Annotated in this window: 10 protein-coding genes; 5 read left to right on the forward strand and 5 right to left on the reverse strand. The window is 70.8% G+C overall.

The features are described 5' to 3' along the window. Positions 1-48 precede the first annotated feature (48 nt). The 4 genes from AB0I28_RS31820 (at position 49) to AB0I28_RS31835 (ending at position 5,030) form a co-directional block, all read left to right on the forward strand. Positions 49-1,020, forward strand: coding sequence for a lytic polysaccharide monooxygenase (locus AB0I28_RS31820; protein WP_357499389.1), 972 nt, complete (start codon positions 49-51; stop codon positions 1,018-1,020). Positions 1,021-1,246: 226 nt separating this feature from the next. Further along, complete coding sequence (locus tag AB0I28_RS31825; RefSeq protein WP_357499390.1) at positions 1,247-2,431, forward strand: Gfo/Idh/MocA family oxidoreductase; 1,185 nt, start codon at positions 1,247-1,249, stop codon at positions 2,429-2,431. A gap of 143 nt (positions 2,432-2,574) precedes the next feature. After that, a complete protein-coding gene (locus tag AB0I28_RS31830) occupies positions 2,575-3,177 on the forward strand; it encodes a hypothetical protein (RefSeq protein WP_357499391.1) in 603 nt (200 codons plus the stop codon). A gap of 341 nt (positions 3,178-3,518) precedes the next feature. Next, on the forward strand, positions 3,519-5,030 hold the full coding sequence (locus tag AB0I28_RS31835) for a protein kinase (RefSeq protein WP_357499392.1): 1,512 nt from the start codon (positions 3,519-3,521) through the stop codon (positions 5,028-5,030). On the opposite strand, the gene AB0I28_RS31840 is transcribed toward AB0I28_RS31835, so the two are convergent. The 4 genes from AB0I28_RS31840 to AB0I28_RS31855 all read right to left on the reverse strand — a co-directional run bounded on the left by AB0I28_RS31840 (position 4,990) and on the right by AB0I28_RS31855 (position 9,517). Beyond that, positions 4,990-5,577 (reverse strand): hypothetical protein, encoded by a 588-nt coding sequence (locus tag AB0I28_RS31840; protein ID WP_357499393.1) that lies wholly within the window; start codon positions 5,575-5,577, stop codon positions 4,990-4,992. The genes AB0I28_RS31835 and AB0I28_RS31840 overlap by 41 nt on opposite strands. Positions 5,578-5,656: 79 nt before the next feature. Then, positions 5,657-6,259, reverse strand: a complete 603-nt coding sequence (locus AB0I28_RS31845) for a hypothetical protein (RefSeq protein ID WP_357499394.1) — start codon at positions 6,257-6,259, stop codon at positions 5,657-5,659. Positions 6,260-6,335: 76 nt separating this feature from the next. After that, positions 6,336-6,971: a hypothetical protein gene (locus tag AB0I28_RS31850; protein WP_357499395.1), complete on the reverse strand. Its 636-nt coding sequence runs from the start codon at positions 6,969-6,971 to the stop codon at positions 6,336-6,338. Beyond that, positions 6,968-9,517, reverse strand: coding sequence for an FtsK/SpoIIIE domain-containing protein (locus AB0I28_RS31855; RefSeq protein ID WP_357499396.1), 2,550 nt, complete (start codon positions 9,515-9,517; stop codon positions 6,968-6,970). The genes AB0I28_RS31850 and AB0I28_RS31855 overlap by 4 nt, the downstream gene beginning before the upstream one ends. A gap of 103 nt (positions 9,518-9,620) precedes the next feature. Between AB0I28_RS31855 and AB0I28_RS31860 the strand changes: the two genes are divergently transcribed. Then, complete coding sequence (locus tag AB0I28_RS31860) at positions 9,621-10,202, forward strand: GNAT family N-acetyltransferase (RefSeq protein ID WP_357499397.1); 582 nt, start codon at positions 9,621-9,623, stop codon at positions 10,200-10,202. 1,419 nt (positions 10,203-11,621) lie between these two features. Here the strand turns inward: AB0I28_RS31860 and AB0I28_RS31865 are convergent. Next, positions 11,622-12,974: a M60 family metallopeptidase gene (locus AB0I28_RS31865; protein ID WP_357499398.1), complete on the reverse strand. Its 1,353-nt coding sequence runs from the start codon at positions 12,972-12,974 to the stop codon at positions 11,622-11,624.

Genomic DNA, 12,974 nt, shown 5'->3' on the forward strand with positions numbered 1-12,974 from the left:
CTCCCAGACAGTCGCGCGGCTGGTCCGCGCGCGGAATTGGAGCGAGCCATGAGGGCACGACGCACCATCGTCTTACTCACCACGGCCGCGGCGGCGACCGTCGCGCTGATCGCCGTACCGCAGGCGGCCTCGGCGCACGGCGGCATGACGTCCCCGCAGACGCGCACCTACACCTGCTACCTCGAAGGTCCCGAGGACCCCGACTCGCCCGCGTGCGTGGCCGCCGTGGCTCAGGGCGGCACGCAGCCGCTCTACGACTGGTTCGAGGTGAACATCCGCGACAACGCCGGGCGCCACCGCGAGATCATCCCCGACGGGCAGCTGTGCGGCGCCGGACGCGAGAAGTACGCCGCCTACAACGCCGCGCGCACCGATTGGCCGGCCACCGCGATCCCGGTCGGTACCTCCTCGTACACCTTCAAGTACGGCGCCTGGGTGCCGCACCCGGGCTGGTTCGAGCTGTACATCACCCGGGCGGGCTACGACCCGACGCAGCCGCTGAAGTGGTCGGACCTGGAAGGGCCGTTCTCCACCTCCTATGACACGCCGATCATCGACGGCGCCTACCAGTGGGACGCCAACCTGCCCGCACGCGAGGGCCGGCACATCATCTACTCGGTCTGGCAGCGCACGGACAGTCCGGAGGCGTTCTTCAACTGCTCCGACGTGGTCTTCGGTGACGACAACGGCGGACCGACCGATCCGCCGCCGCCGACCTGTACGGGTTCGGTCGTGATCAGCAACTCCTGGACGGGCGGTTTCCAGGCGAACGTGACGGTGAAGAACACCGGTACGACGACGGTCAACCCGTGGACGCTGACGTGGTACATGCCGGGCGGGACGCTCAACAGCGGGTGGAACGCGACGGTGACGCAGTCCGGGGACATCGTGACGGCCAAGGCGCCGTCGTGGAACCTGGCGTTGTCGCCGGGGGAGACGTGGACGGTGGGCTTCACGGCGAACGGGAGCGCCAGTCCGCCGCCCAGTGCGACGGCGGTGAACGGGACCGCTTGTGCGTAGGAATTGAGAGGAAAGTACCTGGATGGTGGGATGGCAACGTCAGTCGCTATCCCACCGCAACCGCCCCGCCGCAGGGCGTTCCCACAGGCCGGGAACCCGGCACCGGAGGCGGGGGCGAGCCCGATCCCATGCCTGGCAGGCGTTTTCGTTCGCCGCCGACCAAACAACACAGCAAGCGCTTACTATCGTTGCTCCACGGTGATCATCCGCCGGTACAGTCCCTCGGATGGATGATCTGCGACTCGGCGTGGCTGGGCTCGGCCTGCGCGCCTCCGTGGCCCTTGAGGCCCACCGTCCCGGCGCGGGCGCCCGCGTCACCGCCATCTGCGACACCGATCCGGCCCGGCATGACTGGGCGCGCGAGAAGTTCGGCCCGGGGGTCGCGGTGACGGCCGACTTCGGCGAGCTGCTGGCCTCGGGCATCGACGCGGTGCTGATCCTGACTCCCGACGACACGCACCGCGAGCTGGGCGAGCGCGCGCTGGCGGCGGGCGTGGCGACGTTCATGGAGAAGCCGCTGGCGATCACCGTCGAGGACACCGACGCGCTGCTGTCGCTGGCCCGGGAGCATTCCACGCGCCTGTACGTGGGCCACAACATGCGGCACATGCCGGTGGTGCGGGCGATGCGCGAGATCATCCTCAACGGCGAGATCGGCGAGGTCCAGGCGGTGTGGTGCCGCCACTTCGTCGGGCACGGCGGGGACTTCTACTACAAGGACTGGCACGCCGACCGGCGCCGCACGACGGGGCTGCTCCTTCAGAAGGGCGCCCACGACATCGACGTGATCCACTGGCTGGCGGGCGCCTCCACCCGCGAGGTGACGGCGATGGGCGACCTGAAGGTCTACGGGCAGGTGACCGACCGCCAGGAGGTCGAGGGCACCAAGCGCGAGGACTGGTACCGGCCGGCCACGAACTGGCCGCCGCTGGCGCAGAAGGGGCTGCACCCGACCGTCGACGTCGAGGACATCTCGATGATGCTGATGCGTCTCGACAACGGTGTGCAGGCCAGCTACCAGCAGTGCCACTTCACGCCCGACTACTGGCGCAACTACACCGTGATCGGCACCGAGGGGCGGCTGGAGAACTTCGGCGACACCGGTGGCGACGCGGTCGTGCGGGTGTGGAACAAGAGCCGCCGCAACTACGACGCGGCCGGTGACAAGTCCGTGGAGATCCCGAAGGCGACCGGTGGTCACGGCGGCGCCGACACCAAGCTCGTCGACGAGTTCCTGCGCTTCGCGCGCGAGGGCGGCGCGACCGACACCTCGCCGGTCGCCGCGCGCGACTCGGTCGCGGCGGGCGTGTGCGCGACGCTGTCGCTGCGGGACGGTTCGCGGCCGCGGACGGTGCCCACCGTCGACGCCGACCTGGTCGAATACTTCGCCAAGGGGCAGCCGGGCACATAAGCCGCGCGGTGCCCTTTGGGGCACTTGTGTTGCACGGGCTACTGGCACGAAGAGGGGATCGCGGCGCGTCCGCGGTCCCCTACCTTTGTGGAAGCAAGGGGGAACGCCAAGGGGGCGGGACCGAACCGAGAGAGGGACCTGTTGTGAGCGACTTCGACGAGCCGGCGACCACCGACACCGACAGCACCGAGTACGACGCCACCTTCAACGAGGCGATCGACCTCGACGGAAACGGCGTCGCCGACGACACGATCACCGTCGAGTACGCCGACCACACCGAGACCCTGATCGACACCGACGGTGACGGCGACGCCGAGGGCGTGGCGGTCGACGCCGACGGCGACGGCACCTACGACAACCTCTACGTCGACGCCGACGGCAACGGGAGCATCGACTCCGAGGCCCTCGACACCGACGGTGACGGCCTCATCGACACCATCGTCTCCGACTTCGACGGTGACGGCGTGGTCGACCAGGTCGCCGCCGACACCGACGGCGACGGGTACGTCGACGCGGTCGCCACCGACGCCGACGGTGACGGGGCCCTGGACACCTTCGCCGTCGACAGCAACGCCGACGGCCTCGTCGACGAGGTCGTCCTCGACTCCGACGAGGACGGGATCGCCGACGCGACCCTGACCGACACGAACCTCGACGGTTCGGTCGACCAGGTGACCTACGGAGACGCCTCGGTGACCGACCCGGCCGCGCCCTCGGTCCCCCCGGTGACCCCGCCCGCCAGCTAAGGGCTTAGGCCGTGTCCTGGTGATCACTGCGGGGCTGCGGCGGACTTGTTCTCCCCCTGGCGGCACCGTTCTTTCGCCCAGGTACAACACCGGTACCAGGGCGAAAGAACGGCTTGCCAGTAGAAAAACGAGCCTCGCCTCGCACCCACAAGACCACCAGGACACGCCCTAGAACGTAGAGCCGCGCCCGCCATGCCGTGCAAGCCACCGTGGCGGGCGCCCGGCGTCCAGATCCGGTCCCGCCCTCCCCGCGACCTTCGCGGCCTCGCTTCGTTGAATAACCGTGAGCTCACGCAGAGTCGACAGTGCGCTCCGGTCACCGACGCGTCCAAGGGGGAGTGATGCTGCGAACCGGTGATGTCCTCGGGGACCGTTACCGGCTGACCGGAAGGATCGGCGGGGGCGGGATGGGCGACGTCTGGTCCGGTGACGACCTCACCCTCGGCCGGAAGGTCGCGGTGAAGGTCCTGCTCGCCCGCTACGCCGACGCGGTGGACTTCCGGGAGCGCTTCCGCCGCGAGGCGCGGGCCGTGGCGTCGCTGGAGTCGCCGGCCATCGTCGACGTCTACGACTACGACGAGTGCGTCCTCCCCGGCGGCGACGCCGTCTCCTACCTGGTCATGCAGCTCATCGACGGCGACCCGCTGTCGCGGCGGCTGGGCAGCTGGGGCCGCCTGAACATCGCCGACGCGATGCGCCTGATCGCGCAGGCCGCCGAGGCGCTCCAGGTCGCCCACGACGCCGGGATCATCCACCGCGACATCAAACCCGGCAACATGCTCGTGCGCCCCGACGGGCGCCTCGTCCTCGTCGACTTCGGCATCGCGCGCGACCCGTCGGCGGCCACGCTCACCGCGACCGGCGCGGTCTTGGGCACCGCCACCTACATGTCGCCCGAGCAGGCCTCGGGCCAGCGGGCCACGGCCTCCTCCGACATCTACTCCCTGGGCGTCGTGGCGCACCAGGCCCTCTCGGGCGAGCCGCCCTTCACCGCCGACACGCCCTTCGCGGTCGCCTCGATGCATGTGCGGCAGCCGCCCCCGCAGCTGCCGGCCGACATTCCCGACGGCGTGCGCGACTTCGTCGCGACCAGCCTCGCCAAGGATCCCGCGCACCGCTGGGCCAGCGCCGGGCACATGGCCCGCGCCGCGCGCCGGCTCGCCGAGGCGCCCCACCTGACCGGGACGATGCCGTTCACCACGGGACCCGCGGTGGAGCAGCGGACGGCCCGTCCGCTGCGCTCGCCGGCTCCCGAGCGCGACCCGAGTCCCGGCGTCCACCGTCGCGAGCGCAGACGCAGAATGCGGATCCTGGCCATGACCGTGGGGGTGATGATCCTGCTGGCCTCGGTCGCCGCGATCGCCGCCGAACCGTGGTTCGCGGGTTCGGCCGACAACGACATCGGCGGCGGCACCGGCCGCCAACTCGACGAGCAGCAACCGCTCGACCCGCAGGCCCCCGACGGCGTCGAGCCCGGTGTCGCCGAGGCGCCGCAGGACTCCGCCGAGCCGAGCACCTCCGCGTCCCCCTCGGCCCTCCCGTCGAGCGGTGCGCCGACGGAGAGTTCGGCGAGCCCGTCGGTGAGCCCGAGCGACCCGTCGAAGCCGGTCCCGTCGGTGGTCGGGATGACCGAGGAGCAGGCCAAGCGGGCCCTCGGCGACGAGGGTTTCGTGCCCGAGGTCGCCTACAGCGGCGAGGGCACGCCCTGCAAGGTCTCCGAGCAGGACCCGGGGTCGCAGGCCTCGATGCCCCCGGGGGCGACCGTGCGGATCACCGTCCTGAAGAGCGCCGAGGCCTGCGCGGTCTTACGGGTCAGGGCGCGGTCTCCAGGTAGCCGCAGTCGGCGGCGATGATGATGGGCAGCGCGTTGGCGAACTCACCGGCCACGTCGTCGACGTCGACCTCGGGCAGGTCGCGGGTGAACTCGGCGCAGCTGGCCCACATCGACGCGTCGCGGTAGGACGTCGCCCACAGGAAGTAGCCGGTGGCGCCGAGGTTGATGTCGACGTCTTCGTTGCGGCCGATGCCGTACCAGTCGGGCGTCTCGGCGGTGTTGCCGAAGGCGTGCCCGGTGGGGATGAGGCGGTGGCGGCCCAGCAGCGGCTGGAGTTCGTCGAGTTCGAGGTCGACGCGCACGAGCGCGCCCAGCTTGAACAGGCCCTCGATGGCGGTGTCGGCGTCCTCGACGGTGCCCGCGGCGAGTTCGCGCAGGTGGTCGAGGGTGAAGCGGTGTTCGTTGTGGGCGTCGGCGTCGCTGTGCGCCAGTTCCCACACCGCGATCTGGCCGGCGTCGAGTTCCTCGGTGGTGTTGCCGAGGTGCAGTTCGGTGTACTCGAGGACGCCCTCGTCGTTGTAGGTGGGGCCGAGTGACTTCCCGACGGGGAGGATGATGCTGCCCAACGTGCTCGCTCCTTCGGGCGGACCGGGCGCGGCGCGGACGCGCCGGCGCACCGCCATTCTCCCCGCCGGGTGAGTGCCGCTAGTCCACGGGCTCCAGGTAGCCGCAGTCGGTGGCGATGATGACGGGCAGCGCCTCGGCGAACTCGCGGGCGACGTCGGCCGCCTCGACGTCGGGGAGGTCCTCGGCGAAGGCGGCGCAGGCGGCCTGGACGGAGCCTTCGAGGTAGGAGCGGGCCCATAGGGAGTAGACCCAGCCGCCCATGGTGATGGTGGGCTCGTCGCCGGTCCCGACCCCGCATTCGTCGGGGGCTTCGGGGCGGTTGCCGAAGGCGTGGCCGTTGGGGATGAAGCGGTGGGCGCTCAGGGCGCCGGTGAGGTCGTCGGCGTCGAAGTCGATCTCCAGGAGCGCGCCGCGTTCGATGAGCAGCTCGGTGAGCTTGCCGACGTCGCCGTCGTCGAGGGGCACCTGGGCCTCGCGGCAGGCGGCGAGCAGTTCGGTGCGGCCGAAGGTGAGCTCGCCGTGGGCCTCGGGATTGTCGTGGGCGCAGGACCACACGTACATCTCGGCGGAGTCGAGGGCGTCCATCCGGTGGCCGAGGTGCAGTTCGTAGCTCTCCAGTTCGCCCTCGTCGTCGAAGAACGGCCCCAGCGACCGTCCCACCGGAATGATGATCTTCCCCATTGATGCTCCTCCTCGTGAGTGAGCACCCATCTTCGCAGGCCGCCCCGGCGGGCCCGGCGGGATCGCCGGTATCGGGTCAGGTCCGCAGGGTGAGCAGGATGAAGGCGACGATGTCGACGACGGCGAGCGCGACGCCGAGGCGGGGGCTCTTGTACACGCGGAACTCGATGACCTTGCCGTGTTTGTCCACTGTGGGCACGCGGGGCCGTGCGACGGCGCCGATGGTGATGTATCCGGCGAGGACTCCGGCGACCGGTGGGAGGAAGGCAAGCCACATCGACAGTTCCCCGGCGTCGAGGCTGAGGGACACCACGACCTGGAGGAGGAACACCCCGGCGAGGATGCCGCCGTAGACGACTCCGTTGCGCAGGAGGTGGTGGGTCTTGGGCATCAGCGAGGGGAGGCGGCCGGCCTGGACGGCGGCCTTGCGCGCCGACTGGGCGGTGCCGAGGGCGGCGTGCCCGGCGCGCAGTTCGGTGTCGAGGTCGGCGGGCCCGGCGAGCGGGTCGACGGGCGCGCGCAGGTCGAGGACGGGCGCCGACAGGAGGCTGGTGGCCTCGGCGAGGTCGTCGGCCTCGGTTTCGAGGGCGGTGCGCAGGGCGTTGACCTTGCCTTTGTCGCGGCGCAGGCGGGCGGCGGCGTCGGCGACTTCCTCAGCGTCGACGGAGCGGACGCGGGAGAGCTTGTGCAGCAGCTGGGCGTACTCGTTCACAGCGAGCCCTCCTCGTCGAGGCGTCCCGGCGCGACGAAGGGGACGCACAGCCGCACCGTTCCCTCATGGCGGTCGACGGCGAGGGCGCGGTTGGTGCGGGGGCGCCATTCGAGGGTGTGGTCGCCGAGGAAGCCGCCGATCTCGCTGCCGGGGACGTTGAGGACGACCAGGCAGGCGACGTCCTCCCGGTTGTGGGCGCCGCCGAGGTCGTCGGTGAAGCGGCGCAGGCCGCGCCACCAGCCGAGGACGTGGACGCCCTTGGCGGGGCCCTGTTTGAACAGGGTCCGCAGTTCGGCGAGGCCGGGGTTGCCCAGCAGCGGCGCGGCCGAGTCGGCGCCGAAGAGGACGAGGTAGCGGGGCCGGCCGGGGTCGGCGTCGGTGAGCAGGGTCCCGAGGGCCGCGGCGAGCTCGGCGGGCCGCAGGAGCCGGTGGTCGTGTCCGGAGGAGGCGAGTTCGGCGACGGTCTCGTCGACGGTGGTGTCGGCCGCCGGGGTCAGGGCGGCGACGACGAACTCGGCGTGGCCGGGCTTGTGCTGCCGGATCAGGCCCCGCACGGCCGACTGGAGGACGTCGGCGCCGACGGCGCTGGTGCCCAGGACGGCCAGGTGGCGGCCGGGGATGGCGTCGAGGCTGAACGAGACGGTGGACTGGTCGACGTCGACGGCCCGGCCGATGAGCGCCGCGGGGCGCCGCCCGGTCGTGGTGAGGGCGTTGTAGGCGGGGTCGTCGTCGAGGTGCTGTTCGGCGTAGCCGGCGAAGATGCGCGGGGGCGGGGAGTCGGGTTCGCGCTGCTCCCACAGCTCCTGGCGCAGCCCGGTGAAGACCTCGGCTCCGGCGGTGGCGTCGGGGAAGCGGATGAGCCGGTCGGCGCCGTTGACGCCGCCGGAGTGGTTGACGACCGCGCTGCCGAGGGTGATGGTCTCGGCCGAGGCGTTGAGGACGTCGAGGATCCCTTTCGCGCCGGGAAGGGCGACGCGCAGCGGGAACTGCCCGAAGATGGAGTCGGTCTTGTCGTAGAGCGCCTCGACGCCCGAGGTCGTCTGGCTGGCCAGGATCAGGTGCACGCCGTAGGAGCGGCCCTTGCGGGCCAGTTCCTCCAGGTGGGCCACGGCCTGCCGGGCGAGGCGGTCGTTGCCGGCGAACAGGACGTGGAACTCGTCGATCACCGCCAGCACCCGGGGAGTGTCGGTCTCCGGACGGCGGCGACGCAGCTCCGACAGCCGAGTGACACCCGCCCGCTTCATCGCCGTCGCCCGCCGCGACATCTCCCGCCGCAGCTCGGCCAGGACCGCGACGCCGTACTCGCGGTCGGACTCCACACCGACGGCCCGCACCTGCGGGATCCAGGTCGGGTCGAGCTCACTGGGCGTGAACTCCGTGAAGGACACGCCCTCCTTGAAGTCGAGGAGGTACAGCGCCAGCTCACGCGGACCATAGCGAGCGGCGAGTCCATAAAGGACGTCGAGGAGGAAGACCGTCTTGCCGCCGCCGGTTCGCCCGCCGACCAGCCAGTGCGGCGTGGCGTCGTCGAAGGACAGCGTCACCTCCCCGCGCTGATCACGGCCGACCACCGTCGACAGACCGTCCACACTCGACGCCCACCACCGCTGCTTCGGGATCAGCGCGGCGACGTCCAGAGTGGACTCCTTGCGCATCGTCTCGGCCAGCCCGGCGTACACCGCCCGCGTCAACGCCGGCGGCGGAGCGGGATCGAAGGTCACCGGCGCGGCGATGTCGGCGATCGGATGGCGCTCGCCGACACGGATGTAGGTCGCGTGCTCGATGGCCGGCGCCCGGGTCTGCTCCGAAGGGTCGCGCCAGCCGGCGATGACCAGATGCAGCCGGTAGCGGGGACCGGCGTGCGCCAGGGCCGCGATGCGCGTGCGCACACTGCCGCCGAGCTGCGGAGGCAGCCCCGCGATGACCATGAGCCGGTAGGGCGCCTCACCGGCGGTCGCCTCGTTCTGCTGCGCCTCCCGGATGTGCGCCTCGGCCTCGTCGAGCAGCGCGTCGAGTCCAATGTGATCGGTCGCGGTCCGGCCCGCGATCCCGCCCTGCACAAGGGGAGCGCACACCGTGAACGCCTGCCCGAGAGTCACGCCATCTACAAGGGACAGTTGGGTGTGAGGCGTGGCGGCCAGCACGCGCAACAGGAGACTCTGCAACAGCGCCGCCACCCGCGGATCGGTCGCGTCCCCGTCGAGGACCAGATGCCCATGCCCGATCAGCGGCACGATCGCCGGGAAAGTCGCGTCCGGCAACGGCCTCGCCGTACCCACCCGCACATACTGGGCCCCGACCTGCGCCTCCCGGCGGGCGGGCGTCGCGACGTCGGCCGACTCCAAGTCGAGGGTTAACCAGCCCGGCGCCGTGATCTCCGCCGCCCGCGTCAACTCGACCGCCAGCTCCCGCTGCCGCGCCGCGCTGGAATCCGCCGACGGCAAGGCCTCCGCCGCCCTCGCCAGCCACGACTCCGCCCGATCGAGATGCGCCGCGGCATCCCGGAAAGCCCGCGCCGCGCGGTCCAGCTCAGTGCGCCAACTCATGCTCCCCCTCCCGTCGAGCGGATTCGTACTCCGAAATACCCTAACGGACCGACGGCACGAGTCGCCCCGGCAGCGGGCGCCCCCGACTACTCCTTGTGGACTGATGCGCTACGCCGAATTCGAACCCGACCCCCTCACCCGGCCCCACCGACGGCACGTCGCACTACGCGAAGCGATCACCGAGGCGGACTACCTCGCCTGCGCTCGCCTCATAGCCGCACGCGAGAGCGGTGGGGTCGGTGAGTGGACCCAGCGCACCCGAAAACACGCCCAAGGCCCCCGCAACGCCCTGCTGATAGCCGAGTCCGACCGCGACGGCGTCGTCGCCTACGGACGGGTCACCTGGGTGCCGCAGGCCCGATACCCCGCCCCCAACTCCGCCCCCGAGGGGTACTACCTCGGCGGCCTGATCGTGGCGGACACCCACCGAAGGATGGGGATCGGGCAACGGCTCACGCTGGCGAGGCTGCGGTTCATCCAACGGCGGGCAGGAGAGGCCTGGTACCTGGTGAACGTGGGGAACGAGGCGTCGGTGAGGCTGCACGAACGGCTGGGATTCCACGAGGCGACGCGGGAGTTCTCGTTCCCGGGGGTCATGTTCGAGGGCGAGGGCGGCGGGATGATCGGGCACAAGCGCTTCGACGCGAGGGGATCGCGCTGCGGGGGGTGTGCGGAGGAGGGGTAGGGCGGGGCTTGGGTCTGCGTCTGCGGCCTGGCTTGCGACGTGGGCTGCGATGTGGGCGGTTGCTTTCGTGGTTGTGCTCGTTCCGTTCTTCCGGGTGGGCGCTTGCTTCCATCACGTGCGGCTGCTGTGGTTCCTTGCGTGAGTTCCTGGGGCGCTGCCCCAGACCCCGGGCCTTACTCTGGAAACGTTGGGGTGCCTCTCGCTTTTGGTCGGCGCCCCAGTTGCGCTTCACCCTGCAGGAGGTTGCGGGTTGGGTGTGTGGGGTGTTTCCGTCTTTCGGCCTGTTCAAGGGCACCTGGGGGACCTGTCGGGGTCAAGGGAAAGTGCGCCCTTGACCCCGACAGAACCCCCAGGTAGGTCCAATCACCGGCCGACCGACGGAAACGCACCTCCAGGCGAGGTTTCTGCCGTGCTTCGCACGGCTCGCGGACGCTGAAGGCGGGAGCGGGAGCCGCGCACGGGGTGGTTTGAGCGGCAGCGGCACACGGGATGGTTCCGGCTCTCAGCCGTGCACGAGTCGGTTCGAGTGGCAGCCGTGCACGAGTTGGTTTGAGCAGCAGCCGTCCACGAGTCGGTTCGAGTGCCAGCCGCACACTAGACACCGCCCGCCGTCGCTGTCCGTCGCTGTGCGAGTCCGCCCCCACCCGCCCTCCTGCGTCCCCGAGTGTCCGGAACCGGCTCTTCCCTGCCCGCCACTGTCCGACGCCGCCCGGCGAGTTGGTCTCGGGCGCTCGCCTTCGGGTCCGTCGCCCGCACATCCCCGTTCCCGCGTGACCTGGCCCGTGGGTGGCCGGTGGCCGAAGCACTCCGTGGGCGGCGTGTGCCAGAACCACCTTGTGTGCCGCTGCGGCTCAGACCACCCCGTGGGCGGCTGATGGCTGAACCATCTCGTGTGCGGCTGATGGGCGAACCGTCTCGTGCGCGGCTGCCGCTCAAACCAACTCGTGCACGGCTGCTGGCCGAACCGACTCGTGTGCTGCTCCCGCCCCCGCCTTCAGCGCACCAACCGCCGTGCGAAGCACGGCAGAAAGCTCACCTGGAGGTGTGTTTCCGTCGGTCGGCCGGTGATTGGACCTACCTGGGGGTTCTGTCGGGGTCATGGGCGCTCTTCCCCTTGACCCCGGCAGGTTCGCCAGGTGCCCTTGAACAGGCCGTGAGACGGAAACACCCCACGTCCCAACCTCCAGCAGCCCTAACCGCCACTGGGGCGCTAGAGCCGAAACCCGAAGCACCCCAACGTTTCCAGAGTAAGGCCCGGGGTCTGGGGCAGCGCCCCAGGAACTTACGCGAAGACAACACCCCGCCCACACACAATGGAAGCAACCCCCACAAGGCGAGCGCCGTACCGAGTCGACGGCATCGAGCGCACGACGATGGAAGCGGGCGAGCGCACGAGCAAGAAGGCAACACGCCCCCGCCTCACCCCTCCCGCAGCGCCGCGATGTCCCCGTCCGGCAGCGCCAGCACGTCCAGCGCCGCGTGCGTCTCCGCATCGACCGCCAGCCGCCAGGCGCCGAAGAACCCCCGCAAGTCCCGCCCCGCGATCCGACTGGTGTACACCATCAAGTACCTCAACCTCGTCACCGCGTCGTCCCAGTCGGTCTGCGGGTTCTCCTCGCGGGCCAGGCGGTGGAGCCTCGGCCAGAAGTCCTCGCCGAAGGCGAGCTCGAACTGGCGCATCATCACCAGGCGTTCCATCACCGAATAGCTCGCTGGGAACACCGTCGCGGGCTCGTCCATCTTGGTGAAGGCCGTGTCGTACAGCGTCCTGCCCTCGGCGTCCGGCTTCACCAGGTTGGACTGGAGGTTCCAGCGTCGCTGAACGGCCAGCGAGTAGATGTTGACCGTCACCTCGTTGAAGTCGACGGGCCGGTAGCACAGCTGCTGGTGCTGGTGCCCCAGCTCGTGCCAGACCCCCCAGCCGCGGTCGTGCAGCCCTTCGGTGGTGAGCAACCTGTCCATGTAGCCGGCGGGGTAGGCCGTGAACCCGTGGGCGGCGTAGGCCCCGGCGCCGGTCGGCATCCGCGGCGACTCCACAAGGTGGAACGGCACCGGCCCGCGACCGTGAAGTCCACTGTGGCCGGAAAGGCCGCTGATGTCGGCGTGCGACGTGATGATCTGTTCGAGCAGGTCGAGGAGTTGCCCGTGGTCCTGCTCCCGGTGGGCGAGCAGGGACTGCCTGGTCACGGTGACGAAGGCGTAGGGGGAGACGAGTTCGACCTGGGGCGAGTCGGTGCGGGTGTCGAGCTGGGTCTGGAACTCCTCCTCGGTGGTGCGGCCGAGGAGGAACTGGGGTGCCAGGACCGTAGAGGGCCCGAAGTGGACGACCGCCTTCCGGCCGTCGCCGACCGCCTTGAGGTAGAGCATTCCCCCACCCGGGTCGGTGACGACGTTCTCTCCCGGCGTCAGCGGGTATTCGCGCGGGGTGGCGTAGGCGGCGTCCGGGTGGGTGGCGGGTGCGCCGACGACGAGGGCGACGTCCTTGCCGACGACCAGTCGCGCGGTCACCGCGACCCCGGCGGGCAGGTACTGGCCGGTGGGCTGGAGATCGGTGGAGCTGAGGAACTTGTGCAGCCGCAGGCGCTCGTCCTGGGCGGTGGGGCGGGCGACCGACACCGCGATCCGCGACTGGTTGGGCGGGCGGAGGCGGTGTACGAGTCGGGGATCGGTGGAGGTGAGGGGATTCGCGGCGGCGGGGGCGGCGGTTCCGACGGCCACGGCCGCGGCGCCCGCACCGGCGGCGGCGAGCAGGTGTCTGCGGGACAGGGTCAC

The sequence above is a fragment of the Phytomonospora sp. NPDC050363 genome (assembly GCF_040655735.1).
Taxonomy (GTDB): Bacteria; Actinomycetota; Actinomycetes; order Mycobacteriales; family Micromonosporaceae; genus Phytomonospora.